The following is a 24,868-nucleotide window of genomic DNA, read 5'->3' as shown; positions in this document are numbered from 1 at the left end:
GTCCGATTTCCTTCCCGTTCCCCCGAGAGGGCGCCCATCGGTACCCCCAAAAATCAAGGGGAGTTTATCGGTGATTCCCGACCGGCGGCAAGAGGCGCGGGCGGCTCACGTCGACAATTCGTCGGCAAGGCCCGAACCGCCGCGGCTTCCGGTGATTGCTCTTGTGGAAACAACGCGCTAGACCACGTTTCATAACAGGAGCCAGCCCCGCCATGCCCGCAAAACTGTCGGTCAACCTGAACGCCGTCGCCATGCTGCGCAACCGCCGGGACCTGCCCTGGCCGAGCGTCACCGGCCTCGGCCAGATCGCGCTTCGGGCGGGCGCCAGCGGGCTCACCGTCCACCCGCGTCCGGACCAACGCCATATCCGCTTCAGCGACCTTGCGCCGATCCGCTCGCTGATCGACGGCGAGTTCCCCGAGGCGGAATTCAACATGGAGGGTTTTCCCGAGGAGAACTTCCTGCGGCTGGTCGAGGAGCACCGTCCCGAGCAGGTGACGCTGGTGCCGGACGACCCGCGGCAGGCGACCTCCGACCACGGCTGGGATTTTCGCGCGAGCGAGGCGCTGCTGCGCACCATCGTCGCCCGCCTGAAGGGGCTTGGCCTGCGCGTCTCGCTCTTTGCCGATGGAGAGCCGGACCGCGAGGCGCTGGCGATCGCAAGGGACGTCGGCGCGGACCGGATCGAGCTTTATACCGGCCCCTATGGCGGCTGCCATGATGACCCGGCGGAGGCCGCGCGCCTTGCCGGACGGCTCGGCGAGACGGCGGATATCGCCTTCGGGCTCGGCCTTGGCGTCAATGCCGGCCACGACCTCACCGTCGCCAACCTGCCGATGCTCGCCGCGCGCATTCCGCGCCTTGCCGAAGTCTCCATCGGCCATGGCCTGACCGCCGACGCGCTGGAATACGGCATGGCGGAGACGGTGCGTCGCTTCTGCCGCGCCTGCGGCCAGGACGTCTGAGAGGCGGCACCCGCAAGGGCGCCGCCCTTCTGCCTCAGCCGAGGAAGGCTGCCTTGTTGGCGGCGACGAAATCCTCGAAGGATGTCGGCTTGCGGCCGGAGAGCTTTTCGGCGTCGTCGGTGACCATCGCGATCTTGCCTTCGCGCGTGTTGGTGTCGAAGGAGACGACGGTGGGGATGAACCCTTCCGGCAGGCCGGCGGCCTTGAGGCCCTCGGCAAGCTGGGCATCCGTCACATGCACCACGTTCAGCGGCTTGCCGGTGGCGGCCGAGACGATGGCGGCGATCTCGTCGGCCGTGTGGCTCTTCGTGCCCGTCAGCGTGTAGGTGCGGCTCTCGTCGCCGGCCGAAAGCAGCGCGCCGGCGATGGCGGCGGCGGTGTCGGCGCGGGTGATGTGGGCCAGTTTGCCGTTGCCCGAGGCCGTGTACCAGCTTCCCGTCTGCAGGGCGTGCGGCAGCGACATGAAGAGATTTTCCGCATACCAGCCGTCGCGCAGGATCGTATAGGGGATGCCGGTCGCCTTGATGGCCTCCTCGGTGCCGAGATGGTCGGGGGCGAAGGTGACGCGCGAATCGTCCGGCTGCGGCATGGACGTGTAGAGGATGTGCTTTGCGCCGGCCTTCCTGGCGGCGGCGACGGCGGCCTTGTGCTGGGCGAGGCGCCGGCCGGGCCTGTCGAGCGCGTCGGTGGAGAGGATCAGCACCTTGCCGGCGCCCGCGAAGGCGGCATCGAGCGAGGCCGGATCGTCGAAATCGGCTGCGCGGACGGTGACGCCCTTTTTCGCATAGGCGTCGAGCTTGGCGGTGTCGCGCGTGGTGGCGATGATGTTTGCGGGCGCGACCTTGCCGGAGGCGAGCAGCGCATCGAGGACGAGGCGGCCGAGCTGGCCGGACGCGCCGGTGACGAGGAGGGTGTCGGTCATGTCTTTACCTTTCGTGGCGGGCAGGCGGGACGGAGACCTCCGGTCCTGCGGCGAGTTGGTCTCTTATTGAGACTTGCTCTTATCTGGTAATCTGCTAGAGCGTGTAAAGAAGGCAGTTTTTTCTGCGGTGGTTACTTCAAGGGAACCGGGTCATGAACAGGGTCGTCGATCGCGCCGAGGGCGAGCGTGTCATTCTCATCGACGGCGTCGCCATGTCGATGGACGATTGCCCGGTGCGCGACGTGCTGGACAGCGTCGGCGGCAAGTGGACCTCGCTGATGATCCTCGGCCTTGCGGACGGGCCGCGCCGTTTCTCGCAACTGCGCCGCTTCATCCCGGATATCTCCCAGCGCATGCTGACCCAGACGCTGCGCGACCTCCAGCGCGACGGCTACCTCACCCGCACCGTCTATCCGACGCAGCCGCCGAGCGTCGAATACGCGCTGACGCCGCTCGGGCGATCCTTCCTTGCGCTCCTGCGCTCCCTCGTGCAGTGGTCTACGGAGAACCACAGGGCGATCCGGGCCGCGCGAACGGCCTATGACGCCGGGCAGCAATAGGCACGACCGGGGACGGGCATGGAACGACTGGATATCGGCATTGCCGGCGCGGGGCCCGCGGGGCTTGCGGCCGCGCTGTTCCTTGCGCGCGCCGGCCACAAGGTCGAGCTCATCGAACGCTTCGCGCAGCCCTCGCCCGTCGGCTCCGGCCTGCTGATGCAGCCGACGGGCCTGACGGTGCTCGACGCCCTCGGCCTTTCACCGGCAATCCACGCCCTCGGCAACCGCATCGACCGGCTGCACGGCGCGGATGCGTCGAGCGGCCGCACGGTGCTGGACGTGCGCTACGACGCGCTGGCCGGCGGGCGCTACGGGCTTGCCGTGCACCGCGCCGCGCTGTTCTCGACCCTCAACGACGCGGTCGTGGCCGAAGGCATTCCCGTCCGCACCGGCATCACGCTCGCCAAGGCCGAGACGCGGCAATCGCGCACGGCGCTGCACGATCCGGACGGCGAGATCGTCGGCGACTACGACCTCGTGATCGATGCGACCGGCGCGCGCTCACAGCTTGCCGCCGCCTCGGTCGTCGCGCCCGGGGTGAAGGAACTGCCGTGGGGCGCCTTCTGGGCGACGCTCGATTGCGACGGCATCGCGCATGACGCACGGGCGCTGACTCAACGGTATGACGCAGCGAAAGTCATGATCGGCGTGCTGCCGGTCGGCCGGGCGCGGGCGGGGGAAGGGCGCAAGGTCGCCTTCTTCTGGAGCCTCAAGACGGCGGACGCGGATGCGGTGAGAAAGGCCGGGCTCGACCGCTGGAAGGCGGGCATTGCCGGCTATTGGCCCGAGGCGGTGCCCTTCCTCGACCAGATCGCCGACTGGGACCAGTTGACGCTCGCGCGCTATGCCCACCGCACGACGCTGCCGCCCCATGCGGACGGCATCGCCTTCATCGGCGACAGCGCCCATTCGACCAGCCCGCAGCTCGGGCAGGGGGCGAACATGGCGCTGCTCGATGCGGCCGCGCTCGCCCACGCGCTTCGGACATCGGGCTCGCTGGAGGAGGCGCTTGCGGCCTATGCGGCCGCCCGGCGCAGCCATGTGCGGCTGTTCCAGCTTCTCTCCTACGTCTTCACGCCGTTCTACCAGTCCGATTCGCGGTCCATCGCCTGGCTGCGCGACCGGCTGGTGGCGACCGTCGCGAAAATCCCGCCGGCGCCGCAGATCCTTGCAGCCATCGTTTCCGGAACGCTCACCGATCCGTTCAGCCGGACGGGCCTGACGGAATGCCGCTGGCCGGACGGCGTGCTCCGGGAAGCCTGAAACGCAAAAAGCCCGCCGGAGGCGGGCTTTTCGTTCGCTATCGCGAAAGGATCAGGCTGCGGTGAGCTGATCGGCAGACATCTTGCCGGACTTGCGGTCGCGGACCAGCTCGAAGCTGACCTTCTGACCTTCGTTGAGGCCGGCGAGGCCTGCGCGCTGTACGGCGGAGATGTGGACGAAAACGTCCGGTTCACCGCTGTCCTGCTGAATGAAGCCGTAGCCCTTGGTGGTGTTGAACCATTTTACGATGCCAGTTGCCATGACGAAACCTTTCCTGAGCCGTCAAATCAATCTTCGGCCGCCGCAGCGGCCACGGGAGGTCGAATTTGAAGGGGAAGTCGTGAAGGTGACGGTTTTGGGCCGGCAAATACGGAAGTCAACGTTCAAATCGATGCGCGAGAAATAGTGGTTTCAATCTGACTGGTCAAGAGTCGGGCGCATGCGTGCGTGCGGGGAAAACGGAACGGGGGCGACGGCACGCGGATGATTGCCCACAGGAAAAAGGCCCCGTTTCCGGGGCCTTGCGGTTTTCAAAGCCTCAGGCAGGGCGCCGCTTGTCGACGCGGTGCTGGTCGAGGAAGGCGGCGATGGCCGCTTCGCCGCACAGGCGGCGCTGTTCCACGAGCGCGGCGGCAAGGCGTGCGGCCTCGCCGAAGGTGGTGCTCGGCGCTTCGGCCGCCGCGGGATTGCGCGCAAGCGTGCCGGCGACGATATCCGCCAGCACATGCGGAAGGAGATCGGTGCACTCCTTCATGCTTTCGAAGACGATACCGATCGGAACGAGCCTGTCTTCGTAGATGACGGCGGGTTCGGCGCGTTCGTCTTCCCAGGTTTCGAAAGCTTCAAGGGCATCGCCGAACAGTTGCTGCAGGGTGATGGGAGCATGTCCTTCGTGAAGGTCCGGCAGGAAATTCAACATTTTCTGTCTCCTTGGCGTAAGGGCGTCGGGCTTCGTACTCCTGACTGGGACCGGCGGTTCGGCCTTTCCGGCAGGCGCCGGCGGCGGCCTGTTGCACCGCGAGCCTCACAAATCTTAACAACGGGAAATGGATTGGGAAGCGAAAAATTTTATCCAAGCGGCATGGGGATTGTCGCATTCGTGGACTTCTGTTTCAAATCAGCGGGATAGCGGAAAGAAAATTTCTGGACCGTTGTGCGTTGCAGCGATGCCTGCGGTCGGGATCTGCATCCCCACGGGAGCGATGCGGGCTGCAAATCACCCATCGAGTCACGATGCCAACAAGCCTGTTGACCGCGGCGCGGGAGGGCGCTAGAAGATGGCGAACCGTACGGTACGGTACGCAAAATTCACGGATGGATATCTTGCAGGACGCAGGGCAGGGAAAGACGGGCGCGGCTGCCGCGGGCCTGACGGAACGTCAGGGCGCGGTGCTGGAGCGTGCGCTCGGCCTGCTCGTGGAAGGCGGGGAGCGGGCCTTGACGACCGCCGGCGTCGCCCGCGCCGCCAACTGCTCGAAGGAAAGCCTCTACAAGTGGTTCGGCGACCGCGACGGGCTGATCGCGGCGATGATCGCCTACCAGGCCGGCAAGGTGCGCACGGTCGAGGTGAGCGCGGGCGCGCTGACGGCCGAGACGCTGCGCCGGCATCTTCTCGCCTTTGCGCGCGACCTCATCGACGTGCTCTCCGGCGATGTGTCGCTGGCGCTCAACCGTCTTGCCATCGGCCAGGCGAGCCGCGAGGGCGGCGGTCTCGGCCGCCTCCTGCAGGAGCGCGGCCGCCGGCAGATCGGCCGGCGCGCTGCGGCGTTGCTCGAAGCCGGCCGCAAGGCGAAGCTGCTTGCCTTTTCCAGTGCGGAAGAGGCATACGGCACACTCTACGGGCTGATCGTCTCGGACATGCATCTGCGCATGCTCCTGGGCGAGGACGCCGGTGCACTCAAGAAGGAATTCTCGCCGCGCGCGGAGAAGGCGATCGACGCCTTCCTGACGCTCCACGGCGTGAAAGGATAAGCCGGCGGACAGCCGCCGGTTCGGATCAAACAGACGTCAAGGGAAGGAACCATCGATGCGCGTCTATTACGATCGTGATGCCGATCTCAACCTCATCAAGGCGAAGAACGTCGCCATCGTCGGCTACGGTTCGCAGGGCCGTGCCCACGCCCTCAACCTCAAGGATTCCGGCGCCAAGAACGTCGTGATCGCGCTGAAGGCCGGTTCGCCGACCGTCAAGAAGGCCGAAGCCGACGGCTTCAAGGTCATGACCGTGGCGGAAGCCGCCAAGTGGGCCGACCTCCTGATGATGGCGACGCCGGACGAGCTCCAGGCCGACATCTACAAGAACGAGATCGCGCCGAACATCCGCGACGGCGCGGCCATCGCCTTCGCCCACGGCCTCAACGTCCACTTCGGCCTCATCGAGCCGAAGGCTTCCGTCGACGTCGTCATGATCGCGCCGAAGGGCCCGGGCCACACGGTTCGCGGCGAATACCAGAAGGGCGGCGGCGTTCCCTGCCTCGTCGCCGTTCACCAGAACGCCTCGGGCAACGCTCTCGACCTCGCGCTCTCCTACGCCTGCGGCGTCGGCGGCGGCCGTTCGGGCATCATCGAGACCAACTTCAAGGAAGAGTGCGAAACCGACCTCTTCGGCGAGCAGGTCGTCCTGTGCGGCGGTCTCGTCGAGCTGATCCGCGCCGGTTTCGAAACGCTGGTCGAAGCCGGTTACGCGCCGGAAATGGCCTATTTCGAGTGCCTGCACGAAGTGAAGCTGATCGTCGACCTGATCTATGAAGGCGGCATCGCCAACATGAACTACTCGATCTCCAACACGGCCGAGTGGGGCGAATACGTCTCGGGCCCGCGCATCATCACCGCCGAGACCAAGGCCGAGATGAAGCGCGTGCTCACCGACATCCAGACCGGCAAGTTCACCTCCGAGTGGATGCAGGAATGGAAGGCCGGCGGCGCCCGCTTCAAGGGCATCCGCCGCAACAACGACGCTCACCAGATCGAGGAAGTCGGCGCCAAGCTCCGCGGCATGATGCCCTGGATCGGCAAGAACAAGCTGGTCGACAAGGCCGTCAACTAAGCTTTCCTGCCTCTTTGCAGGAAACCGGGCCGGGCGGTTCTCCGCCCGGCTCTTCTTCCAGTCCATCTGAAATAGTGCAGTGCATCCTCCCCGCTATTGCGGTGCGGCAAGTAATAAACTTGCCGGAAAGGCCGAACGGGCGCAGAATACGGGCGTGTTTCGTTCCGCTGTCAGGAGGATAGTGCGATGACCACGATTACCCAATACTTCGCCTGGTTCGATCTCTTCATTCTGGCCAGTATAGCAACGCTCGTGCTGCTCAGCCTTTACGGCGACCGCACGACCTGAGTGCGGCCGCGCAAGACGCCCTCGCGAAGACGAGTGCAGTGCAGCAATCGGATGGCACACAAGACCTTGGGGCGTGGGCCTCTATTCTTGGTGCGATTATTTAGGTCAGTATTATTGACATAAATACGGTGCCATGATGAGGTGCGGGCAGACAACAAGCCCGAGGAAACCTCCTATGTTCAAGTGGGAACAGGCCTTCGCGACCCGTGCGTCGCGCATGAAGGCGTCCGAAATCCGTGAATTGCTGAAACTCCTGGAGCGGCCGGACATCATCTCGTTCGCCGGCGGCATTCCCGATCCCGCGCTGTTCCCGCGCGAAGCCTTCTCGGCCGCCTATACGGATGTGCTGGGGGGCGAGGGTGCCGCGGCCGGCCTGCAATATTCCGTCAGCGAGGGCTACAGGCCGCTGCGCGACTGGCTTGCCGGCGAGATGGGCAAGCTCGGCGTTCCCTGCAAGGCGGAGAACGTCTTCATCGTCTCGGGCTCGCAGCAGGGCCTCGATTATCTCGGCAAGCTCTTCCTGTCACCGAAGGACACCGCGCTCGTCACCTGGCCGACCTATCTCGGCGCCCTGCAGGCCTTCAATGCCTATGAGCCGACCTACGACCGGCTGAACCTTGCCGGCAACCGCACGCCGGACGCCTACCGCGCCACCGCGGCGGAAGCGGGCGGGCGCGTGAAATTCGCCTATCTCTCCGCCGATTTCTGCAACCCGACGGGCGAGACCGTCGACCGGGCGGGCCGCGAGAAGCTGCTGGACCTTGCCGAGGAGCTGGACATCCCGGTCATCGAGGACGCCGCCTACCAGTCGCTGCGCTATGACGGGGAGGCGATCCCGCCGATCCTCGCGCTCGAAATCGCCCGCAAGGGCGACATCGAGGCGGCGCGCACGCTCTATTGCGGCTCGTTCTCCAAGACGCTCGCGCCGGGCCTTCGCGTCGGCTACATCGTCGCGGCCTCGCCCGTCATCCGCAAGCTCGTGCTGATGAAGCAGGCCGCGGACCTGCATTCCTCGACCATCAACCAGATGGCCATCGCCCATGTCGCCGAGCGCGGCTTCGACGCACAGGTCGCCAAGGTCCGCGCCGCCTACAGCCACCGCCGCAACGTCATGCTGGCGGCGCTCGGCAAATACATGCCGGACGGCGTCCACTGGACGAAGCCGGAAGGCGGCATGTTCATCTGGGTGACGCTGCCGGCGGGCATGGACGGTGCCGCGCTGCTCGCCCGCTCCATCGAGACCGAGAAGGTCGCCTTCGTGCCGGGCCAGGCCTTTCACGCCGACGGCAGCGGCGCCAATACCCTGCGCCTCAGCTTCTCCTGCGCCGACGACGCGACCATCGAGGAAGGCATCTCCCGCCTCAGCCGGCTGCTGAAGACGGAGCGGCTTGCGGCGTAAGACCCCTCCCTAAATCCCTCCCCACAAGGGGGAGGGACTTAACGCGCGGCACGCTCGGCGTTCAAAAATCGAGGGAAAAGCGTGCCGCCAGCCTTTCTCCCCCCTTGTGGGGGAGATGCCGGCAGGCAGAGAGGGTCTTAACCGCCTACCCCGTAAGGCACGCCATCGCCGCCGCGAACACCAGGTCCGGCAGCACCCCGAACGTATAGGGCGCGTGCACGCGTTCCCATTTCTGGTGATAGTCGCGCCCCCAGGGCCCGATATTGACCGTGGGGAAGGAGAGCAGCCCTTCCGGCGCATCGTCGGTGAAGGCGGCGGACGGCGTGTTGGCGGCGATGAGGCCGGTTTCGCCGGCGTCCGGCCGATGGCCGAAGAAGCTCATGTCGGAAATGCCGGCGAAGATCTGCTTGAACTTGATCGACGTGCCGTGCCGATCCGCGACCGCATCCATGACGCGCCGGAGACGGTCTTGCATGCCGCCGGCATCCGAGCGCTCCAGATGCACCAGCGGGTAATGCAGGCTGCCGAAGCCGACGATCACCGCGGGGCCTTCTATGCCTGCCTCCGTCGCCGCCGCCGAGACGATCTCGCGGCTGACCTTCAGGGGGTCGGTGCTGCCCGAAAGCGAGCGGTCGAGCGCATCGAGCCGGGCGAGGGCAGCCGCGCCGCCCCGCGCCGTCAGCCGCGCAATGAGATCGGCATAGGTGAGCACGAGCCCTTCCGTCTTCGCCCCGGCGCGGTCCCGGTAGCGGGCCTGATGCGCATCCTGCGTTTCGAGCGCGGCTTGCAGCGCGCCGGTGACGATGGCGCGGAATTCTGCGAGCATGTCGCGCGCGCTGCGGCGGTGCGTCAGCCAGTTGAAGGAGAGCCAGACGCGGTCCGGCGTCGTCACGTCGTAGCCGTCGCGGATGTCGCGGGCTTCGAGGCAGACGGGCGGCGGGGAACGCTCGCCGAAGGCCTCGTCGGAAAGCTCCGGCACGGTATCCATCGCCCGGACGATCTCGGCGCCGATGCGGTGGGCGCTCGTGCCGTTGAACGGATAGCCGGCATGGGTCGGCCGGCCGATGACGAAGGCGAAGGGCGCGAACTTGCCGATGGAGCCGAGATAGACCGCACGGCCTTCCTCGCCGTCGCGCTCGCAGCTCGACGCGTCGAGGTTGATGCCGGCGACGATATCGAGGTCGAAGCGCCGGGCGATCCCCGGCAGGGCGTCGCGCAGGCTGCGCATGCCGCGCGAGCGGTTTTCCTCGTCGGGCGTCGCAACGAAGAGGATGTTGCCGTCCGGCGCATCGAGCCCGGCAAAGCGTTCCATCGCCGCGATTCCCGCGGCAAGGCCGCTCTTCATGTCGAGAAGGCCGCGGCCGGCGATGAAGTCGCCGCTCTCGAAATCCCGGAGCGCCTTTTCCTCCGCGCCGTTTCGCGGACGGCCGCGAAGCTCTTCGACAAGCGCTCGCGTCAACGGTTCCGGATCGCAGGCGAGCGGCGCGAGCGTGCCGTAATTGGCGATCGAGACCGTGTCGAAATGGCCGGCCAGCACCACCGTCTTCCGCCCCGTGCCGCGCACCAGCGCGACGACGTTCCGCGTCAGCGGCTCGCCGTGGCTGTCGACGGTGAAGAGCTGGCCGGGGTGGCGTTGGAAATAGGGCGTTTCGGCCAGAAGCGCGTGCAGCCGCCCGGAAAAATCCGCCTCGTCGGGCGAGCCCGTCACGCTCGGCCAGCGCGTCATTGTGAGGGAGAGATCCTTCGTTCGCGCGGCGGAGATGCGGATTGCGGTATCGTCTGTCATGGAAGGCCTGCCGGAACTGTTGCGCCAATGGCCGAGGCTAGCCAAGGATGGCGGCGGGCGAAACGGCAAACTTGCGAAAACGGCGCCTATCCCAAGCCAGGCATCGCCACGCTAGGGCATGACGATGTCGATCTCCTCGCCGCTGGAGGAATAGGTGATCCGCCCGCCCTTCCAGCCGTCCGGGCTTTCGAGGCGGATTTCCAGCGTCACCTTGCCGTCGGGTGAGGGCACCATGAAGCTGCCGTCCGGAGACATGATCTGGCCGATGGAGAAGGTGTAGCGGCTGACCGCCATCTCGGAGCCCACCTTGAGGCGGGTGAAGGTGCGGGCGGTCAGTTCGTTCAGCTTTTCCGCCGAGAAGAAGGCAAGGTCGTCCATCCGGTAGAGCCGTTCCGGCCGGAACTCGGCGTCCCACGGCATCATCATGCCGGAGGCGGTAACGCCGCGGTCGCTGGCGGTGTAGTCGCGCATCGTGCCGGGCTTGTCCGGCACTTCGGCGAGGATGCGCATCGAATCGCCGCTGACCGTGATTTCGGCAAAGCGCGCATTCGTGCCGAACTGCTCGCCGATGGCGGCGAGCACGTCGCCGGTCGTTGCCGGATCGAGCCAGTTGCGCTTCGGCCGGCGGGCGGGCGGCAGGTCGGCGAGGCGCACGGTGCCGTCGGCGGTCAGTTCCACCGAGCCGCCGTTGGAAAAGAGCGCCAGCTCGCCGGGCTGGCCCCAGTCGGTGAAGTGCACGGACCAGCGCTGTTCCGGCTTGCCGGGCCCGTCGGAGAAGAGCCGCAGCATCATGTAGTTGAGCGTCGATTTTTCGTTGGCCCAGGCCTTGACCGCATTCTCGCGGACTGCCGCCAGCGGGCCGAAATCGACGTCGGCAAGCGACAGGGCGGGCTCCTCAGCCGTGCCGGGAAAGAGCGGCGAGGTGACGGGCGAGCGCGTGACGCCGGCAAGGTCCCAGGAATAGCCGACGGCATTGTCGGGCAGGCTCGGATGGTCGGCCTTCACCTGCACGGATTTCGGATAGATCGTCACGTCGCGCACCACCGGCTTGCTGCCGATGGCGCCGAGCAGGCTCGCCAGCGCCGCTTCCTTCGGCCAGTCGTCGTCCTTGAGGAAATCCATCGTGCGGGCGCGCACGGTATTGGAAAGGTCGCCGCCGATGATGTTTCCGCCGGCATCCGCGTAGACCGTCGCGCTTTCGCGCGGTGAGGCGACATAGATCGACCAGCGGATATCGCCATAGGCGGGCGAGGGGAGCAGGCCGACGCGCCGGGCGATCTCGATGGAGCGAACCGCCGCCTCGTCCTGCAGTTTCGCATAGGCAATGGCGCGGGCGGCGACCGTGCTCACCTCGTCGAGGGCGACGGCGTCGAGCGGGAAGAAGCCGGAGGCCGGATCGGCGACGATGGCCGGCGCCTGCTTTGCCGAAGGGCCGCTCACGACCTCCGCGGCAAAGAACAGGAGCCGTGTCGCCTGCCGCACGCTCCATTCGTCGACGTCGCCCGGCCGGCTGCTGCCGGCAAGCACCGTCACTTCCCTGTCGGTGATCCGGATCGTGTGCACCTGTAGCTTGGCCCCGAGCGCCTCGGTGATGCGCGCGACGGCGCGGGCGGCTTCCCCGGCCGTCGTCAGGTAGCTTTCGGCGGCGCGGGCGGGCGAGGCGGCAAGCACCGCCCACGCCAGCCATGCCGCAAGGACCGTGCGTGCCATGCCGGATGCCTTGCCCATGACCGATCCTCCATGGGCGGATAACGGCGGGATCGGGCGGTTTATTCCGTGAACGGCGCCGGGCGGGGTGAAAAGGCGCTTTCCATTGCCGGTCAGCCGGTTACACTTTACCGGCACTCCCGGAAGGACCCCATGTCGCTGCGCCTTGCCACGTTCAATATCGAAAACCTCATGACCCGTTTCGATTTCACGGGTTTCCGCAACCAGCTCCGACAGGATCGCGTCCTGCGCCTCTTCGACATCCGCAACGAGGCGGAATACCAGCGGCTGGAGGAGGCACGCACCATTGCCCATACCGACGATGCCCGCCAGCATTCCGCGCTCGCCATCGCCGACGCGGATGCCGATATCCTCTGCCTGCAGGAGACCGACAACATGGCGGCGCTGCAGGCCTTCGAATACGGCTACCTCTTCCGCATGGTCGGCAACGGCTACCGGCAGAAGTATCTCATCGAGGGGAACGACAGCCGCGGCATCGACGTCTCGGTGCTGATGCGCGAGGAGACGCGCGACGGCCAGCGCATCGAATGCATCGACATCCGCAGCCATGCCGGCGTCACCTATCGCGATTTCGACCTCTTCACGCCGGACCTCGGGCCGGGCATCCATCCGCAGGACAAGATCTTCAAGCGCGACTGCCTGGAGATGGACCTGCGCATCGGCGGGCGGCCGCTGACGCTCTATGTCGTGCATTTCAAGTCGATGGGGCCGGGGCGCGACGGCATGGACGGGCGGCAGTCCACCATGCCGGTGCGCATGGCCGAGGCGCGCGCCGTGCGCCGTATCGTCGAGGACCGCTTCGGCGCCGGCCGCACGGCGAGCAAGGCCTTCGCCATCTGCGGCGACATGAACGACTACCAGGAGAAGCTGCGCATCGAGGGCGACCGGCGCAACGGCTACCGCTTCGTTCCCGAAAGGGAGCCGGCGAGCGCGCTCGACGCCTTCACGGCGGACGGCTTTGCCGTCAACCCCATGCTGCGCCGGCCGGTGGAGGATCGCTGGACGCTCTATCACAGCCGCGGGCCGGAGGAGCGGCATCTGTGCCAGCTCGATTATATCTGGCTCTCGCCGTCGCTGGCCGAGCGCAACGCGCAGCATGTGCCGGAGATCGTGCGCGCCGGCCAGCCCTTCCGCACGCTCTTTCCGCCGGGGCAGGACGTGGAGCGCTATCCGCGCATCGGCTGGGACAGGCCGAAGGCTTCCGACCATTGCCCTGTGGTCATGACGCTGGATTTGTGAGCCGCGGGCCCATGCATTTCCGCTTGCCCGTGGCGGATGCCTCGGGCAGGCTGGGGAAAAACCGAACAGGGAGAATGCCTTGCCTCGCCGCTATGCCATCTACGACGTCTTCACCGACACGCGGCTTTCCGGCAATCCGCTGGCTGTCGTCTTCGATGCCGACGGTCTCGAGGACGGCGTCATGCAGCGCATCGCCGGAGAGTTCAACCTGTCGGAGACCGTCTTCGTGCAGCGGCCGGAAAACCCGGCGCACACCGCGCGCCTGCGCATCTTCACGCCCGGCCGGGAGCTGCCTTTCGCCGGCCACCCGACGGTGGGAGCGGCGGTCGCCATCGCCGAGGCGGATAAAGAGAGCGCGAGCCCGCGCGACCAGGTGAGCGTGCTGGAGGAGAATGTCGGCCCCGTCCGCTGCGCGGTGCAACTCGGCGGACGCAAGGCGACCTTCGCCGAATTCGACCTGCCGCGCATGTCCGTGCGGCTCGATGCCGCCTTCGAGCGGCAGGCGCTCGCCGATGCCCTCAGCCTGAAGCCGGGGCAGATCGGCTTCGAGAACCATGTGCCCTCGCTGTGGAGCGCCGGGGTCGCCTTCGTGATGATCCCCGTGCACGACCTTGCCGCCGCCGCCGCCGTGGATTTCGACCCGGCGCTCTGGGAGCGCTGCGCGCCCTTCGCCGAAGGGCATCTTGCCGCCGCCTACCTCTATTGCCGCGGCGGGGTGAACCATACCGCCAGGTTCCACGCCCGCATGTTCGCGCCCGACATGGGCATTGCCGAGGACCCGGCGACGGGGGCGGCGGTCGCGGCCCTGTCCGGCGCGATCCAGTTCTTCGACAAGCTGGTCGACGGCCACCACCCGGTCCTCATCGAGCAGGGCGTGGAGATGGGGCGGCCCTCGCTGATCCATCTCCATCTCGACGTTTCCGGCGGCACGATCGCCCGCGGGCGCATCGGCGGGCAGGCGGTGCGGGTCGCCTCCGGCCTGCTGGATTTGTGACGGTCGTTTTTGCGCTGCGGAAGAAAATTCGCCCCCGGCGCATTTTTTTCGGACGGCGGTATAGACAAGCCCGGCGAAGGCATTTATACGCCCCTCCAGACCGCTGGAGCGGTCAAGTGGGTGATTAGCTCAGTTGGTAGAGCAGCTGACTCTTAATCAGCGGGTCCACGGTTCGAGCCCGTGATCACCCACCAAAAACAACTACTTAGCGGAATTCTACCAACCCGCATTTTACAGCAAAACGGAAGTTTTACACTTTTATTTCTGTTTCGTTCCACGCCCGATGGCGTCAACGACCTCTTGGCCTGCAAGGTAATGCTTGCGGATGATCGATTCGGCATCGTCCGCAGAGTGGCCAGAAATCTCCGAAATCAGCTTTATCTTTTCTTCATGCGGCCGATCGAGGTTTGCATAAGCGAAGGTGATTGCCGTTCCTCGTAGATCGTGGAAGGTAACGCCTTTGATCTGCAGCCGAGCCATCTCCTTGCGCCACGACGCGCGAAAGCCGCTGGATGTCCAGTTTTGCCCGAAAGAGTTGACTAGCACCCGTTGCCTGCCGCTCTCCTTCGCTTCGCGCAAAATGGAGAGGATGTCAGGCGCGGCCATCACGCGGACTCTCGCGCCGGTCTTCCCCTGCTTGATCGATACTCGTGCGTCGTCGAACGCTAGCGTAGGCATAGACAGGATATCCGCCTGACGCTGCATCGTCCATAATGCGACCTTTGCCACATTGGCGATGTGCGGCGCGGCCTTGGTCAACAGAGTGGCCAACTGCTCTTCCGACCAGATGATATCCTTTCTCGTCCCCTCGTGCAGTCTTTCGACGCGCTCCAGTGGGTTGCGCAGGATGATTTCCTTGTCCTTTGCCCAAGAGAAGACGCGCGACAGCAGAGCTATATGCATATCCGCCGAGCGCGGAGAATCCTTCATGGTGTCTCGCCAGCGCAAAAACATCAGCCGGCTCCCGCGGGCTTCGATGGCTTTTATGGGGAACGTCTCGTACTCCAGCCTGATCGCGCCCAGCTGACGCTCATAGTCTCGTCTGGTCGCAGGAGACAGGCTGGTAAATGATGCGGATTTTCGGAATTCCTCGACCAATGATCCGATTGTGCCGTCTGACGCATTGATCTGTCGATCACGAGTCAGGCGCAAAAACTCTTGCGTGAACGCCTTTGTGCCTGGCTTGGCTTTTATGCGAGGGGCACCTTTGCCGCGCCACGCATAATAGTAGACGATCGGGTCTTTACCCTTTCGGGCGACTGTTACCTTATGCACGCCGACCAGTTTTCCGTCCATCAAGCCACCTGTTAAGCGCTGCTTCGGCGCTGTCGTCTTCTTCATCCTTGACGGCAAACCGGCGAGGGGAGAACTCAATCTCCCCTGTCGGGTGCATGATCACACGGACATCGTGCATCGCCGCTGCAGCAGCAGCATCGGCTATTTCAGTCTTCGTGTAAGTGCGGGCGCGGCTCATCGGCATTTGTCCACATTGTTTCCACAGGCCAGCGGCGTCATCCCCGCTCCTTATCCAGTGCGTTGCGACCGGCGTCGGTCAGGCGGTGGTTTTTCGTGCCGAGCTCGGCGTCAGGCTCCAATAAGCCCATCTTGACTAGGGCCGCGCTGTGGGCGTCCCACTTCTTGACGCCTACCAAATTCGGGCGGCCAAGCGTCCAGCCACCACGTTCAAATTGCTTAAGCCACCATAAGCGGTCTTTGGTCAGTTTCATTCGCTCTCTCCTCTCTGGCGGATAGCGGAGGTTCCAGATGCTGCAGCAGGGGTATCCGCAAGGCTTGCATCACCGCGCCGTATGGCGGCGATGAAAGCGAAAGCCTTCGCCTTCGTCGGGAACGCCGGTCCGACCCGGCGATAGATGGCGCAGAAGGGCCAGTCCCAAAGCAGGTAGACGCGCCAGCAGTCATCGCGGAACGAAAAGCAAACCGTCATGGCTGATCTCCGGAAGCTGTAGTGGCGGAACCGCTGCGCGTGGCGGCGAGGGCGATGATGGATGCCGCGACCTTGCGGAGTGCCGGTTTGCCGCCTTGGAAGTGGGGGATTTTGGTGAAGTCGGGGTAGCTATCAGAAATGTCTCTATCGCCTAAGCCTTCCCACGAGTGCTTAAGCCATGCCGCAAGGACCTTCGCCCCTTCCTCGATCACCTCCGCGCTGTCCTCTCCCTCTAGGGAGAGGGGTGGGGAGACTTCTTGCCAATGAAACCCCTTAACCGTGCGGTTATGGTTCTTCAGGGCTCGATATATCTGTGAGGACTTGAAGCCATCGCGCGCCGCTTCGCATACCGACCTGTAATGCCGCTTTTCGCCAGTTCCTGGATTATATGCCTCTACTGGCCTGACCCGTTTGCTCAACACGTAAAAGCTGTGCGATACATTTTCGGAGCGACTGCACCATTCGAGGTTTTCAACTCGATTGTCGGTCTTTATTCCGTTGATATGATTTATCTCGCTTCCTTGCTTTTCGAGGAAGGCGTCAGCCACTAGGCGGTGGACAGTGGTCTGCCACCGCTTCCCGTTCTTCCAAAGGTCCGCTTTGACGTAACCAGAGCCCGCGAGATTCTTTGCAAGCAGCCTGCCGGTCTGGATAGAACGAACATCTCCGCCTGACGAAACCTCGTAAAGTCCTTGGTATCCTTCGATCTCTCGCCACGCCACCGGCTCTACCGCCGGAACATCGACAAGGGCGGAGCGGATGCGCTGCTCGTAATCGGCTTGGGCGGCGGCTTTGGCGGCTTCGAAGCTATCCGCCTTCTGGTCTCCGTTCATCCAGTGCCCGGTCCAACCGAACATCGTTCGCGACCCCCCGCGGACGTTTAGAGATAACTCGAAAGCATCATAGCTGCCTACGCTGGTGTTTACTGTCGCATATCGCCCGCTATCGTCGCTGGTCTCCTTCCACTCCAGCGGCTTGATCTTCACCTCTCCTGCCTGCTTATCTGAAAGGGCGGCGGAGATTGCATCGGCGTTGTCCACCGCGTAGTCGGCCAAGAGGTTCCACGCCTCCGGTTTCGTGTGGTCGTCGCCCTCATGATACTCCTTCACGAGGCGTGCGAATTCCTGAGCGAGGGTTTCACTCTGCATTTTCACCTCCGAGGAGTGCGCGGGCGCGGCGGATCGATCCGATAGTGAAGTCGTGTCCCCATGCCACATGGCAGTCGTCATTTTCTGGCGGGTCATAGAATTGGGCTGCGTGGGCAAACGGCTTAAGCGCCTCCCGCAGCTCCGCATTCTCCCGCTGCAATGCCTCTGCCTGGCGGGCGAGGGAGAGGACTCCACGCATGCGGTCGGGGGAACAGGCAGCGATGTAGAGCGCTCGCGCCATAGCCCCCTCTCCAGTCGCGCAGAGTGCAATTACCTTCTGATCTGGAATGAAGGTCGCATCCGTCTCGACGCTGAATCGATCGCCATTTACGATCCATTCTTCGACCGTCACGCCTTCCATTGCCTTCTCTATTGCCTCTATGGCTGATACGGGGGAGATCATGGGCGGGCCTCCACTTTGGCGATGGCGACTTCAATCGATTTGCGCTGGTCACTGTCTCGCCCGTCTCTAAGGCTTCTCGTCTCTGCATCCGGCACATTTTGGCAAGGGCAGTAGTCATCCGAGCCGTTGCAAGCGCAACGCTGTCCTTGCGCCTTCTGCTCCTCGAAAGACAGGCCGGCTTCCAGTGCAGGTTCTGGGGGAAGATTGTCGATTGCCTCTTGCACGATTGCGAAGGCATCATTGCGCCCGCCGATGTAACCTGCGTCGTATTCTTCGCTTGTCGCCGGGTGCAGTTTTAGAGCCAATATTTCGTCAGCAACCTGCTGGAGGAGATGCTTCACGTTCTCACCCATTGGAGGAGCCTTTCTGATCAAGAGCGCGGGGAGGAGAGGGAAGAGGCATCCAGTGGGTGTATGGGGCCTCTGGATATTGGAGCATGCCCCTGGGCCAACGTTCGCTGAATAGATCGACGCTGATATGGGATTCTGCGGCGTTCCTGTTCCATGCACTTCTGTTGCCGGGGCTGTAGAATAGGCAGGTCGTGCCATCCCTCGGCGCGCTATCGATCGGCTGCCACTGGTCTGCGATGAGTGAGGACAGGTCGCTCATGCTTCACCGCCTGAAGGTTCAGTAAGCTCACACCACTCATCAGGGCAGACCAGCTTACCAGCCGGGAACGGGAAGAAGTCATCCGGCGTGTAGACCGAGGTGAAAAACGTTTGATCTGGGTGCACAGCGCCGTCGTGAACGTACCCGCGTGTTGCACGAACTGGCTTTCCAAACAGCCTGTTGCGGACAAGAATAGTCTGTCCATATGGTGCCGTGTCGATAGGCCGCCACTCCCGGCCGCCGTCTTCTATCTTCTTGGTCATGCGGAATCCCCCTCGAAATCAGAGAGATCCGGCACAAAGTTCGCAATCTTGCCGTCGCCATCGATTTTCATGATGACGTAATCGCCGTAGCCGTTGCCTCCCGGGCACATGATGCTCGGGACATAGCCATCGATCTGCTTGACTTCCTGTCGGTCGGCGTCGAGCAGGCTGTAAACGCCAGCATCGCAGACCTTGTAATGAACGTCGGCAGTGGTACCCTTCGGCCAGTCGATGATGACGCCAGCCTCAATATCGATGAGGATCCGCCAGCCGTCCTTCGATGCAAAGGGCATCGCCGGGTTGTCGTCGTCATCGTCAACGCCGTTGACCTTGCCGTCTTCCCAGTAGCGCACGCCGCAGTCGGCCTTGAGGAACTTAACGTCATGCTCGGCAGTCTCGGTGATTGTGATCTTGGTCATGTGTCTTCCCTCGTAGGATAGCGGCCAGCAGCAGCAAGACCGGACATGATCCGAGACGTGGCGCGCTGGGTTGCTTCGAATTTGTCGTAATCGTTGAAGATGCCGAAGAGCGTCAGCGCGAGAAGGTGCGGCTCTATGCCGACGCCCCTCCAGTACGCTTCCTCGTTCATGCTGTGCTGTCTTGTATGCTCTTCCGGGCAGAGGGGCAGCGCGAAACGATCCGGGGCTTTCGTGCCCTTTGCCCTTCCGTAGTGCCCGTGCCAAGGAGATGCATAGGACAGATGAGCCGCTTGCACTCCGGTCCTGCCGGTGACACAGCACGGCAGTTCGTGGAGCCACGCTAGATAGCCGGCGCGCTTTGCCGGACGCTTCTTCGGCGGTTCGGGGTCACGCTGGAAATATGCGAGGTTGACGCGGGCCATCACACTTCCTTCCTGAGGGCGGAAAGGATCAAAGCCTGCTGTGCTTCAAGAGCGTGACGCGTTGCCCGGTGATGACGGCGACCGATGGCAATAGCCCGCTTGTTTTTGGCGAGGTCCGGTAATACCCGCTCGGTATTACGGATGGTCCGCTCCAGCCGGCGACGGGCTCGGAAGGACTGCCAGGATAGGACCGCTTTGCGGATAAGGCGGTTCATGCTGCCCTCCCGTACTTGCGATCTTCCGGATTGGTGAGGATAAGCCCCTGCTCGGAAAAATGATGGTGGACCGCATTGAGATAGTCGGTCTTCTGCCGCGTCGTCATGATCCGGGTGACGCCGAAATCAAAAGGCACCATCATGAGCTTGAGCTTATGCTCGTACGGAAGCGGCATGATCACGGCGTCATATTCGGCCTTGAACACGTCGTTCTCGTTACGAAGGATCGGCACGCCGAAATGGAGCTTGCAGTAGCCGCGAACCTCTTCCGGGGTCCGGTCGTCGAGTTGCGCCGATATCTCCAGAACCCACTTCCGCTGGAGGCTGTTCTGGTCGTTCGTGCGGTGCTTGCCGTCCGTGATGCTGGCCGTGAACGGCAGCTTCTTGCCGGCGATGAACTTGTGAAGCTGCTCAAGGGCCTGTTCAGTGTCCACGATGCGGTTGTTGGTCGCCATGGTCAGCCCCCGTTATAAGGTTCGAGCTTGGCGTAGGCACGGTCGCGCATCGCATAGGCCGTATCGATCATGTCGGCGTGGCCGTTGCTTTCGAGGGTGGCCGGCGCGTCATAGTCGTTCCAGATTTCGGCCGCCGACGCGGCATCCTTCGCTGTCGCAAGCGAGGTCTCAAGCTCTTCAAGGAAGCTGCCAAGGTCGAACTCGGATTCGGTCGACTGCGTTTCGGGCTCGGATGCCGGATCTGCTTCAATGACCTTCGCGCTCGGCGGAGCTGGCGGGGCCGGGGGCTTCGGCGGTGCGGGGCGTTCGGCCGGCGTGATATCGCGCATGTCCTCGGCGTCGGCGATCTCGCGCGCCTCAAACTCGTCGCGGATGCCGCCGAGAACGTCGCCGAAGAGTTCGCGGAGGCAATAGCCTGCGGCGCGCCACGCCAGCATGCGCTGAGGGAAGCGCCACCACGGGCTATCGTTCGGCTTCTGCTCGTTCTTGCGCTCGAACTTATTCCACTTCGTTACGATGGCTTCCGTCTGCCAGAGGCCGGCGCGCTCGGCATCGCCCTGGCTGAACTCGACGCGCTTTTCTTCGTCGGTGTCGTTCCGCTTCGCCTCGCACCATCCGATGAGTTTGCCATTCCGCTCGTCGCAGCCGGTGCGCAGATAAGCGACCTTTCCCGACTGTCGAACAACGTTGATCAGCCCGTCGCCATAGAGCGCCGGCTTACCGTTGATGACCGTGAAGCTGCGCAGCGCCACCATCGGCTTCAGGCCAAGTTCCGCGCCGGACATGATCGCCACCGCAACGGCGCTTGCCGCATCGTCACCTTCGAGCTTGCCGATAAGCGCCGCCGGGGCGAGCTTGGAAGCGACAACGGCCCGCGCTACGCGGAACGTCTCCTCGAACGTGCGGGGGACGATGGCGACAACCTGGCTGCCGCCGGTCAATGCGGGAATGCGGGTGACTTCGTTCATCATGCGGCCCTCTGGACTTCAATGATTTCCATGCCGGGAAGAGAAACGCCGGACTTCGCTGCACGCTTGGCGAGGCTTTCGACGACCTCGCGGATTTCCGGCCTGTCCTTGAGCGCCGTCAGAAGCGCGTCGTAGTCGGTGATGTTCGGCTCGGGGAACGTGCGCAGCGATACGCGTGCCCCGGTGCGGCCGGCGCTCGCATTCTTCGCTTCGGCTTCCTTGGCCTTGGCGGCGGCTTCCTGCTCAAGCTGGCGGGCGCGGTCGATTGCGGCCTGGCGCTCGGCCTCGGACTGCTGGTCAGCCTCAGCGGCCTTGCGGGCGGCTTCCTCGGCTTCACGGCGCAAACGCTCTTCTTCGCGCCGCGCAGCTTCCTGCCGTTCCCGTTCCTCCCGCTGCTTGGCGATTAGGTAGGCGTCCAAATGGCGCTTGAGCTGCTTGGACAAGTCGGCAGGGTCTTCCTTGAGGTAGCGCCATTTGTCGTCCACGGCGCGGCCGGCATCCAAATGAGGCTGCTTTTCGACCTTGTGGAAGTCCGTCGCCTTCTTCGTGACGACGGAGATCCGCTTGGAGAGAATGGCGATCTGGCTGGCCTGGTCTTCCGTCTTCACCTCTTTCTTCATGAGGTCGGCGGCCAATTCCTTTTCGGACTCGTATTCGAGCTTGAGCGCTTCATGCGGATCGGACGGCAGATTGTGTCCGATGGAAGGTGCCGGCGGCTCGTCGTCCCAACCGGCGCCCTCGATGGCCTTTTGATAGGCCTCGTAGGATACAGGATGCGTCCGGCAGAAATTCCACGTGTCGGCAGGATCAACCATCCGCTCGCCGCGCATAGCGTGCCACTCGCCGTTCTCGAACCAGAGAGCGACGGGCTCCCACTGGCCGCCCTTGAACCGGGTGCGGTAATAGCCTTGCTCGGGCTGGCCTTCGTGCATGGGGCCGATATCGCCTTCCAGAGCGGCCTGCCACCAAGCCCAACGGTTTTCCTCAGACATGCTATGCTCCTTCATACGTTGACCGGCCCGACCGTCAGGCCAGCGCCGATGAAGATTGCGAATACGATTGCGGAGAGGAGGATCAGCGCGAAACTCAGGTCGCGCGCGGCCTTCGGATAATCGTCCAGCGGGCCGGGATGGTTGGTGCCGACGAAGACGCCAAGATCAAGCGGGGCCTGAACCCTGCAGGGGACGCCGGAGGGCGCACAACTGCATTCGTGGTGGGTGGAGAGGTCGCAGCGGGTCATGCATCACCGCCGTACTTCACGCCGCAGAACGGGCAGTAGGTCAGGAACATGGAAACGGCTTTCTGCTTGCCGCGCCCTTTTTCGACCTGCTCGGTTTCGAGCATGAGGCCGGGGTGGTCGTGTTTGCCGAACATTATCGCCTGTGTCAGGCGAGTGTTGCGCGATGCCAGCTTTTCGTTGACAGTTTCGACGCAATTGCAGGTCATTCTGCTGCCTCCAGAGTTGAGGCCGGATGAATGACCTCCCGGTTACGGTGGACGTGGACGCCCGTGTACGTCTCGACGAGGAAGTCGTCGTCGGACGCGGCAAGGATGGCGTCGGCCATGGACTTCTGATCCGCAGCGTGCGCGCGGATCATCGCGATCATTTCCTCGCGGGACCTTCGGCCCCAATCTGCGAGGCCGACATGCTTGGAGCCGGGAAGGCGGATGCTGGTCATACGATCGGCCATCGCCATCACTCCGCAGCTTCAAGCGAATGCCATGTGCGGCGCTCGCGGTTCTCATGCTCGCGCTGATCGATGTAGAAGCCATCGCCAAAGCCTGAGGCCCGAAGCGTCTGGAGAACATCGCAGATCGCCTGATTATAGGCGCGGTCCTCAGCGCATTCGGTAGCGCCGCCTAATGCTTCGACTTCGCGGTAGAGTTCGTGGAGCTTCACGCGGCGGGGCGTCATGCTGCGACCCTCCCGGCGTTGCGGAACTCGGCTTCGAGAGCGACGAGGCCGTGAATGAGGGCTTCGGACTGCGCGAGCGACCAAGTGGCCGGCGGGTTGCGCATCGCTACGAAGCGGCGAGCCTGATCCTGCTGGCGGCGGATATTCTCGGCGACATAGCCGGCGCGCTTGGACGCCGGGCGGAGCATGGCACCTTCGCGAATGCGCTGGATCGCCGTGGCAATGCGGTCTGCTTCGGTCTGCATGGCTTGTTCCTCAGGTGATCGTCTTGGATATCGCCTCGGGTGGGAGGCGATGCCGAAGACGGTCAGTTGGATTGTTTGGCGATAGCGGCGCGGATGATGGCGAGCTTCCCGTCGATGCCGTCTTGCATCTCGTCGCCCTCAAAGCCGGACATGAATTCCTCGGCTACCTTGAGCGCGGACAGAACGTCGTCGGCCTCTGCGGCATCGCGACGGTTGATCTCATCGAGCATGCGGATGCGCTCGGCGGTGGACAGGCGCGGCGCGGTGGCGGCGCGAGCAAGTTCCGATGTCGTGTAATAGGGGTAGAGGTTCTTATTGCTGGAGGCTGCTGCGTTCATTTCCCTTGCTCCTCGTCTTTCCCGGTTGGGAGGTTTCCAGCGCCATCGGACGGGGCCGGGTGTCGCTGGGGTATGAGGAAACCTACTCGGGAAATGTCCCGAATGCAAGGGAAAAATCCCGAATTAATTTGCCGAGACGGGAAAAATCCCGTATGCCTTTGGCATGACAGATGAAAAAAATCTCGAATCGGGGAAATGGCTTCGCCGCCGCGATGCGTGGATGAGGGGTCTCGTCAGCACGTCATTTGTTTCGCGGAACGGGAAAATTACGGGCGTCTATATGGCGCTTAGGATGAGCAGCAAGCGGCCCTTCACGTATCCTGCGATGAAGACCATGGGGCGGGACTTAGGGATATCGACGCGACAGGTTGCCCGAGCGTTGAAAGAGCTTGAGCAAGAGCAGTGGATACGGGTTCGGCGTCAGCCGGGGCGCTCGTCGGTCTACAGCCTAGACCTATGACACCACTGTCATACCCACCTATGACATGGTTGGCAGACGAAATACGGAAAGCTGAAATACGGAAAGGATTATTTATCTCTCAGATATCTTGCTCTGAGGGGAGTAATTGGAAGGGGACGGATTAGATTTCCGTCCTGACGTAATTTCCCGTCACGATGCCCTTGAGCAGGATTTCCGTCCCGGCGTCCCCTTCCAATGGAAGCGGCGCATGTCTCGGGTTAGTGCTCTTCGGAACCAGCATCATTCGGCCATCCACGATATCGACGGCCTTCAGCGTAACCTCGACCAGCGGGCCGTTATGACGCTCGACGTGCATAATCAGTCCCGGCTTCAACGAAACGCCGCTATCGAAGTAATCGACGCAGGTCACGTAGCTGCCGTCCTGATAGCGCTCATTCATCGAATCGCCTGAAACGAGCAGAGAATATTGACGAGCATGCGGGAACCGCGGGTCGCGCGCTACGGGGATGATCTGAGGCTCGTCGTCATCATCGATGATCGATCGGTCCAGCCAATTCCCAGCTTGGATGGTCCCGACAACCGGCAAGCCGCCTATCGCTGGCGGCGACTTCGGCGGGGCTAGATCCCCGGCGCCAAGAAACCAGTCCGGTGTCGTTTCCAGCGCGACGGCGAGCTTCGCGAGATTGGCTGCATTCGGGCTGCGCGTCTTTCCTCGCAAAATATCCCTGACGAAACTTTCCCCCAGCCCCGCCTTTTGGGCGACCTGGTAGGGGTTCATTTCCAGCATATCGAGCCGGAGCCTCAAGCGTTTTTGCAGCGATGTTTCCATGCCCTGCAATAGCATTTCGGGAAATATCACGGCCATCGGGAAGTTTCCCTTGACAATTCGGGACAAATCCCGATTATGGGGTT

The 24,868-nt window shown here is 63.7% G+C and carries 34 protein-coding genes and 1 tRNA gene; 9 read left to right on the top strand and 26 right to left on the bottom strand.

Going from position 1 to position 24,868, the window contains the following annotated elements:
- The first annotated feature begins 212 nt into the window (after positions 1–212).
- Complete coding sequence (locus HNQ66_RS01215; protein WP_184140037.1) at positions 213–965, top strand: pyridoxine 5'-phosphate synthase; 753 nt, start codon at positions 213–215, stop codon at positions 963–965.
- A 34-nt stretch (positions 966–999) separates the two neighbouring features.
- Here the strand turns inward: HNQ66_RS01215 and HNQ66_RS01210 are convergent, their stop codons facing one another.
- Positions 1,000–1,887: an SDR family oxidoreductase gene (locus HNQ66_RS01210; protein ID WP_184140036.1), complete on the bottom strand. Its 888-nt coding sequence runs from the start codon at positions 1,885–1,887 to the stop codon at positions 1,000–1,002.
- Between the two features lie 152 nt (positions 1,888–2,039).
- On the opposite strand from HNQ66_RS01210, the gene HNQ66_RS01205 reads away from it, so the two are divergent.
- Positions 2,040–2,447, top strand: coding sequence for a winged helix-turn-helix transcriptional regulator (locus HNQ66_RS01205; protein WP_184140034.1), 408 nt, complete (start codon positions 2,040–2,042; stop codon positions 2,445–2,447).
- 18 nt (positions 2,448–2,465) lie between these two features.
- A complete protein-coding gene (locus tag HNQ66_RS01200; RefSeq protein ID WP_184140032.1) occupies positions 2,466–3,710 on the top strand; it encodes an FAD-dependent oxidoreductase in 1,245 nt (414 codons plus the stop codon).
- Between the two features lie 51 nt (positions 3,711–3,761).
- Here the strand turns inward: HNQ66_RS01200 and HNQ66_RS01195 are convergent, their stop codons facing one another.
- Both HNQ66_RS01195 and HNQ66_RS01190 read right to left on the bottom strand, forming a co-directional pair.
- Positions 3,762–3,971: a cold-shock protein gene (locus HNQ66_RS01195; RefSeq protein WP_184140030.1), complete on the bottom strand. Its 210-nt coding sequence runs from the start codon at positions 3,969–3,971 to the stop codon at positions 3,762–3,764.
- 277 nt (positions 3,972–4,248) lie between these two features.
- Positions 4,249–4,629 carry a BRA0787 family protein gene (locus HNQ66_RS01190; RefSeq protein WP_184140028.1) on the bottom strand — a complete coding sequence of 127 codons (381 nt, stop codon included), beginning with the start codon at positions 4,627–4,629 and terminating at the stop codon, positions 4,249–4,251.
- Positions 4,630–5,024: 395 nt separating this feature from the next.
- Between HNQ66_RS01190 and HNQ66_RS01185 the strand changes: the two genes are divergently transcribed.
- The 3 genes from HNQ66_RS01185 (at position 5,025) to HNQ66_RS01175 (ending at position 8,443) form a co-directional block, all read left to right on the top strand.
- Positions 5,025–5,681 carry a TetR/AcrR family transcriptional regulator gene (locus HNQ66_RS01185; protein ID WP_184140026.1) on the top strand — a complete coding sequence of 219 codons (657 nt, stop codon included), beginning with the start codon at positions 5,025–5,027 and terminating at the stop codon, positions 5,679–5,681.
- A 55-nt stretch (positions 5,682–5,736) separates the two neighbouring features.
- Positions 5,737–6,756 (top strand): ketol-acid reductoisomerase, encoded by a 1,020-nt coding sequence (gene ilvC, locus HNQ66_RS01180; protein WP_184140024.1) that lies wholly within the window; start codon positions 5,737–5,739, stop codon positions 6,754–6,756.
- A 463-nt stretch (positions 6,757–7,219) separates the two neighbouring features.
- Entirely contained in the window at positions 7,220–8,443 is a 1,224-nt protein-coding gene (locus HNQ66_RS01175) for an aminotransferase-like domain-containing protein (RefSeq protein WP_184140022.1), read from the top strand.
- A 145-nt stretch (positions 8,444–8,588) separates the two neighbouring features.
- Here HNQ66_RS01175 and HNQ66_RS01170 read toward each other — a convergent pair whose 3' ends face one another.
- Together HNQ66_RS01170 and HNQ66_RS01165 are read right to left on the bottom strand one after the other, a co-directional pair.
- Positions 8,589–10,229: a M20/M25/M40 family metallo-hydrolase gene (locus tag HNQ66_RS01170; protein ID WP_246434098.1), complete on the bottom strand. Its 1,641-nt coding sequence runs from the start codon at positions 10,227–10,229 to the stop codon at positions 8,589–8,591.
- A 111-nt stretch (positions 10,230–10,340) separates the two neighbouring features.
- Positions 10,341–11,957, bottom strand: a complete 1,617-nt coding sequence (locus HNQ66_RS01165) for a hypothetical protein (protein WP_184140020.1) — start codon at positions 11,955–11,957, stop codon at positions 10,341–10,343.
- Between the two features lie 132 nt (positions 11,958–12,089).
- Between HNQ66_RS01165 and HNQ66_RS01160 the strand changes: the two genes are divergently transcribed.
- From HNQ66_RS01160 to HNQ66_RS01150, 3 genes are all read left to right on the top strand, one after another.
- On the top strand, positions 12,090–13,196 hold the full coding sequence (locus tag HNQ66_RS01160; protein ID WP_184140018.1) for an endonuclease/exonuclease/phosphatase family protein: 1,107 nt from the start codon (positions 12,090–12,092) through the stop codon (positions 13,194–13,196).
- Between the two features lie 79 nt (positions 13,197–13,275).
- Positions 13,276–14,190, top strand: a complete 915-nt coding sequence (locus HNQ66_RS01155) for a PhzF family phenazine biosynthesis protein (protein ID WP_184140016.1) — start codon at positions 13,276–13,278, stop codon at positions 14,188–14,190.
- Positions 14,191–14,308: 118 nt separating this feature from the next.
- Positions 14,309–14,384: transfer RNA gene (locus HNQ66_RS01150), tRNA-Lys, on the top strand.
- Positions 14,385–14,448: 64 nt separating this feature from the next.
- On the opposite strand, the gene HNQ66_RS01145 is transcribed toward HNQ66_RS01150, so the two are convergent.
- The 21 genes from HNQ66_RS01145 to HNQ66_RS01045 form a co-directional block, all read right to left on the bottom strand.
- Entirely contained in the window at positions 14,449–15,486 is a 1,038-nt protein-coding gene (locus HNQ66_RS01145) for a tyrosine-type recombinase/integrase (protein WP_184140014.1), read from the bottom strand.
- Positions 15,458–15,664: a hypothetical protein gene (locus HNQ66_RS01140; RefSeq protein WP_184140012.1), complete on the bottom strand. Its 207-nt coding sequence runs from the start codon at positions 15,662–15,664 to the stop codon at positions 15,458–15,460. The genes HNQ66_RS01145 and HNQ66_RS01140 overlap by 29 nt, the downstream gene beginning before the upstream one ends.
- 37 nt (positions 15,665–15,701) lie before the next feature.
- Positions 15,702–15,917: a hypothetical protein gene (locus HNQ66_RS01135; protein WP_184140010.1), complete on the bottom strand. Its 216-nt coding sequence runs from the start codon at positions 15,915–15,917 to the stop codon at positions 15,702–15,704.
- Positions 15,918–16,131: 214 nt separating this feature from the next.
- Positions 16,132–17,283 (bottom strand): NUMOD4 motif-containing HNH endonuclease, encoded by a 1,152-nt coding sequence (locus HNQ66_RS01130; RefSeq protein WP_184140008.1) that lies wholly within the window; start codon positions 17,281–17,283, stop codon positions 16,132–16,134.
- Positions 17,273–17,686, bottom strand: coding sequence for a hypothetical protein (locus HNQ66_RS01125; protein ID WP_184140006.1), 414 nt, complete (start codon positions 17,684–17,686; stop codon positions 17,273–17,275). The genes HNQ66_RS01130 and HNQ66_RS01125 overlap by 11 nt, the downstream gene beginning before the upstream one ends.
- On the bottom strand, positions 17,683–18,039 hold the full coding sequence (locus HNQ66_RS01120) for a hypothetical protein (RefSeq protein WP_184140004.1): 357 nt from the start codon (positions 18,037–18,039) through the stop codon (positions 17,683–17,685). The genes HNQ66_RS01125 and HNQ66_RS01120 overlap by 4 nt, the downstream gene beginning before the upstream one ends.
- Complete coding sequence (locus tag HNQ66_RS23795) at positions 18,032–18,295, bottom strand: DUF551 domain-containing protein (protein WP_184140002.1); 264 nt, start codon at positions 18,293–18,295, stop codon at positions 18,032–18,034. Before HNQ66_RS23795 ends, HNQ66_RS01120 begins: the two co-directional genes overlap by 8 nt.
- On the bottom strand, positions 18,292–18,558 hold the full coding sequence (locus tag HNQ66_RS01110; RefSeq protein ID WP_184140000.1) for a hypothetical protein: 267 nt from the start codon (positions 18,556–18,558) through the stop codon (positions 18,292–18,294). Before HNQ66_RS01110 ends, HNQ66_RS23795 begins: the two co-directional genes overlap by 4 nt.
- Entirely contained in the window at positions 18,555–18,977 is a 423-nt protein-coding gene (locus HNQ66_RS01105) for a hypothetical protein (RefSeq protein ID WP_184139998.1), read from the bottom strand. The genes HNQ66_RS01110 and HNQ66_RS01105 overlap by 4 nt, the downstream gene beginning before the upstream one ends.
- Entirely contained in the window at positions 18,974–19,399 is a 426-nt protein-coding gene (locus tag HNQ66_RS01100; protein ID WP_184139996.1) for a DUF968 domain-containing protein, read from the bottom strand. Before HNQ66_RS01100 ends, HNQ66_RS01105 begins: the two co-directional genes overlap by 4 nt.
- The gene (locus tag HNQ66_RS01095) at positions 19,399–19,614 is read right to left on the bottom strand and encodes a hypothetical protein (protein WP_184139994.1); all 216 of its coding nucleotides are present in this window, start codon (positions 19,612–19,614) and stop codon (positions 19,399–19,401) included. Before HNQ66_RS01095 ends, HNQ66_RS01100 begins: the two co-directional genes overlap by 1 nt.
- Complete coding sequence (locus HNQ66_RS01090; protein ID WP_184139992.1) at positions 19,611–20,069, bottom strand: NinB/YbcN family protein; 459 nt, start codon at positions 20,067–20,069, stop codon at positions 19,611–19,613. The genes HNQ66_RS01095 and HNQ66_RS01090 overlap by 4 nt, the downstream gene beginning before the upstream one ends.
- A 2-nt stretch (positions 20,070–20,071) precedes the next feature.
- Positions 20,072–21,040, bottom strand: a complete 969-nt coding sequence (locus tag HNQ66_RS01085; RefSeq protein ID WP_246434096.1) for a recombinase family protein — start codon at positions 21,038–21,040, stop codon at positions 20,072–20,074.
- On the bottom strand, positions 21,037–22,029 hold the full coding sequence (locus HNQ66_RS01080; protein WP_184139990.1) for a hypothetical protein: 993 nt from the start codon (positions 22,027–22,029) through the stop codon (positions 21,037–21,039). The genes HNQ66_RS01085 and HNQ66_RS01080 overlap by 4 nt, the downstream gene beginning before the upstream one ends.
- A gap of 11 nt (positions 22,030–22,040) precedes the next feature.
- Complete coding sequence (locus HNQ66_RS01075; RefSeq protein WP_184139988.1) at positions 22,041–22,277, bottom strand: hypothetical protein; 237 nt, start codon at positions 22,275–22,277, stop codon at positions 22,041–22,043.
- Positions 22,274–22,483, bottom strand: coding sequence for a hypothetical protein (locus HNQ66_RS01070; protein ID WP_184139986.1), 210 nt, complete (start codon positions 22,481–22,483; stop codon positions 22,274–22,276). The genes HNQ66_RS01075 and HNQ66_RS01070 overlap by 4 nt, the downstream gene beginning before the upstream one ends.
- Positions 22,480–22,728: a hypothetical protein gene (locus HNQ66_RS01065; protein ID WP_184139984.1), complete on the bottom strand. Its 249-nt coding sequence runs from the start codon at positions 22,726–22,728 to the stop codon at positions 22,480–22,482. Before HNQ66_RS01065 ends, HNQ66_RS01070 begins: the two co-directional genes overlap by 4 nt.
- A 5-nt stretch (positions 22,729–22,733) precedes the next feature.
- Entirely contained in the window at positions 22,734–22,952 is a 219-nt protein-coding gene (locus HNQ66_RS01060; RefSeq protein ID WP_184139982.1) for a hypothetical protein, read from the bottom strand.
- Positions 22,949–23,197, bottom strand: coding sequence for a hypothetical protein (locus HNQ66_RS01055; protein ID WP_184139981.1), 249 nt, complete (start codon positions 23,195–23,197; stop codon positions 22,949–22,951). The genes HNQ66_RS01060 and HNQ66_RS01055 overlap by 4 nt, the downstream gene beginning before the upstream one ends.
- Positions 23,198–23,259: 62 nt before the next feature.
- Positions 23,260–23,535, bottom strand: a complete 276-nt coding sequence (locus HNQ66_RS01050) for a hypothetical protein (protein WP_184139979.1) — start codon at positions 23,533–23,535, stop codon at positions 23,260–23,262.
- A 581-nt stretch (positions 23,536–24,116) separates the two neighbouring features.
- Positions 24,117–24,821, bottom strand: a complete 705-nt coding sequence (locus HNQ66_RS01045) for a LexA family transcriptional regulator (RefSeq protein WP_184139978.1) — start codon at positions 24,819–24,821, stop codon at positions 24,117–24,119.
- Positions 24,822–24,868: the final 47 nt, after the last annotated feature.

Origin of the sequence: Shinella fusca (genome assembly GCF_014203155.1) — a bacterium.
Lineage (GTDB): Bacteria > Pseudomonadota > Alphaproteobacteria > Rhizobiales > Rhizobiaceae > Shinella > Shinella fusca.
The sequence above is the reverse complement of the archived record's forward strand: the minus strand, read 5'-3'. Positions and strand labels throughout refer to the sequence as shown.

What these genes read in the sequence shown, in the direction of transcription:
- HNQ66_RS01215 (WP_184140037.1), top strand. Translation starts at nt 213, where the DNA reads ATGCCCGCAAAACTGTCGGTCAACCTGAACGCCGTCGCCATGCTGCGC.
- HNQ66_RS01210 (WP_184140036.1), bottom strand. Translation starts at nt 1,887, where the DNA reads ATGACCGACACCCTCCTCGTCACCGGCGCGTCCGGCCAGCTCGGCCGC.
- HNQ66_RS01205 (WP_184140034.1), top strand. Translation starts at nt 2,040, where the DNA reads ATGAACAGGGTCGTCGATCGCGCCGAGGGCGAGCGTGTCATTCTCATC.
- HNQ66_RS01200 (WP_184140032.1), top strand. Translation starts at nt 2,466, where the DNA reads ATGGAACGACTGGATATCGGCATTGCCGGCGCGGGGCCCGCGGGGCTT.
- HNQ66_RS01195 (WP_184140030.1), bottom strand. Translation starts at nt 3,971, where the DNA reads ATGGCAACTGGCATCGTAAAATGGTTCAACACCACCAAGGGCTACGGC.
- HNQ66_RS01190 (WP_184140028.1), bottom strand. Translation starts at nt 4,629, where the DNA reads ATGTTGAATTTCCTGCCGGACCTTCACGAAGGACATGCTCCCATCACC.
- HNQ66_RS01185 (WP_184140026.1), top strand. Translation starts at nt 5,025, where the DNA reads ATGGATATCTTGCAGGACGCAGGGCAGGGAAAGACGGGCGCGGCTGCC.
- ilvC (WP_184140024.1), top strand. Translation starts at nt 5,737, where the DNA reads ATGCGCGTCTATTACGATCGTGATGCCGATCTCAACCTCATCAAGGCG.
- HNQ66_RS01175 (WP_184140022.1), top strand. Translation starts at nt 7,220, where the DNA reads ATGTTCAAGTGGGAACAGGCCTTCGCGACCCGTGCGTCGCGCATGAAG.
- HNQ66_RS01170 (WP_246434098.1), bottom strand. Translation starts at nt 10,229, where the DNA reads ATGACAGACGATACCGCAATCCGCATCTCCGCCGCGCGAACGAAGGAT.
- HNQ66_RS01165 (WP_184140020.1), bottom strand. Translation starts at nt 11,957, where the DNA reads ATGGGCAAGGCATCCGGCATGGCACGCACGGTCCTTGCGGCATGGCTG.
- HNQ66_RS01160 (WP_184140018.1), top strand. Translation starts at nt 12,090, where the DNA reads ATGTCGCTGCGCCTTGCCACGTTCAATATCGAAAACCTCATGACCCGT.
- HNQ66_RS01145 (WP_184140014.1), bottom strand. Translation starts at nt 15,486, where the DNA reads ATGGACGGAAAACTGGTCGGCGTGCATAAGGTAACAGTCGCCCGAAAG.
- HNQ66_RS01140 (WP_184140012.1), bottom strand. Translation starts at nt 15,664, where the DNA reads ATGAGCCGCGCCCGCACTTACACGAAGACTGAAATAGCCGATGCTGCT.
- HNQ66_RS01135 (WP_184140010.1), bottom strand. Translation starts at nt 15,917, where the DNA reads ATGAAACTGACCAAAGACCGCTTATGGTGGCTTAAGCAATTTGAACGT.
- HNQ66_RS01130 (WP_184140008.1), bottom strand. Translation starts at nt 17,283, where the DNA reads ATGCAGAGTGAAACCCTCGCTCAGGAATTCGCACGCCTCGTGAAGGAG.
- HNQ66_RS01125 (WP_184140006.1), bottom strand. Translation starts at nt 17,686, where the DNA reads ATGATCTCCCCCGTATCAGCCATAGAGGCAATAGAGAAGGCAATGGAA.
- HNQ66_RS01120 (WP_184140004.1), bottom strand. Translation starts at nt 18,039, where the DNA reads ATGGGTGAGAACGTGAAGCATCTCCTCCAGCAGGTTGCTGACGAAATA.
- HNQ66_RS23795 (WP_184140002.1), bottom strand. Translation starts at nt 18,295, where the DNA reads ATGAGCGACCTGTCCTCACTCATCGCAGACCAGTGGCAGCCGATCGAT.
- HNQ66_RS01110 (WP_184140000.1), bottom strand. Translation starts at nt 18,558, where the DNA reads ATGACCAAGAAGATAGAAGACGGCGGCCGGGAGTGGCGGCCTATCGAC.
- HNQ66_RS01105 (WP_184139998.1), bottom strand. Translation starts at nt 18,977, where the DNA reads ATGACCAAGATCACAATCACCGAGACTGCCGAGCATGACGTTAAGTTC.
- HNQ66_RS01100 (WP_184139996.1), bottom strand. Translation starts at nt 19,399, where the DNA reads ATGGCCCGCGTCAACCTCGCATATTTCCAGCGTGACCCCGAACCGCCG.
- HNQ66_RS01095 (WP_184139994.1), bottom strand. Translation starts at nt 19,614, where the DNA reads ATGAACCGCCTTATCCGCAAAGCGGTCCTATCCTGGCAGTCCTTCCGA.
- HNQ66_RS01090 (WP_184139992.1), bottom strand. Translation starts at nt 20,069, where the DNA reads ATGGCGACCAACAACCGCATCGTGGACACTGAACAGGCCCTTGAGCAG.
- HNQ66_RS01085 (WP_246434096.1), bottom strand. Translation starts at nt 21,040, where the DNA reads ATGATGAACGAAGTCACCCGCATTCCCGCATTGACCGGCGGCAGCCAG.
- HNQ66_RS01080 (WP_184139990.1), bottom strand. Translation starts at nt 22,029, where the DNA reads ATGTCTGAGGAAAACCGTTGGGCTTGGTGGCAGGCCGCTCTGGAAGGC.
- HNQ66_RS01075 (WP_184139988.1), bottom strand. Translation starts at nt 22,277, where the DNA reads ATGACCCGCTGCGACCTCTCCACCCACCACGAATGCAGTTGTGCGCCC.
- HNQ66_RS01070 (WP_184139986.1), bottom strand. Translation starts at nt 22,483, where the DNA reads ATGACCTGCAATTGCGTCGAAACTGTCAACGAAAAGCTGGCATCGCGC.
- HNQ66_RS01065 (WP_184139984.1), bottom strand. Translation starts at nt 22,728, where the DNA reads ATGGCCGATCGTATGACCAGCATCCGCCTTCCCGGCTCCAAGCATGTC.
- HNQ66_RS01060 (WP_184139982.1), bottom strand. Translation starts at nt 22,952, where the DNA reads ATGACGCCCCGCCGCGTGAAGCTCCACGAACTCTACCGCGAAGTCGAA.
- HNQ66_RS01055 (WP_184139981.1), bottom strand. Translation starts at nt 23,197, where the DNA reads ATGCAGACCGAAGCAGACCGCATTGCCACGGCGATCCAGCGCATTCGC.
- HNQ66_RS01050 (WP_184139979.1), bottom strand. Translation starts at nt 23,535, where the DNA reads ATGAACGCAGCAGCCTCCAGCAATAAGAACCTCTACCCCTATTACACG.
- HNQ66_RS01045 (WP_184139978.1), bottom strand. Translation starts at nt 24,821, where the DNA reads ATGGCCGTGATATTTCCCGAAATGCTATTGCAGGGCATGGAAACATCG.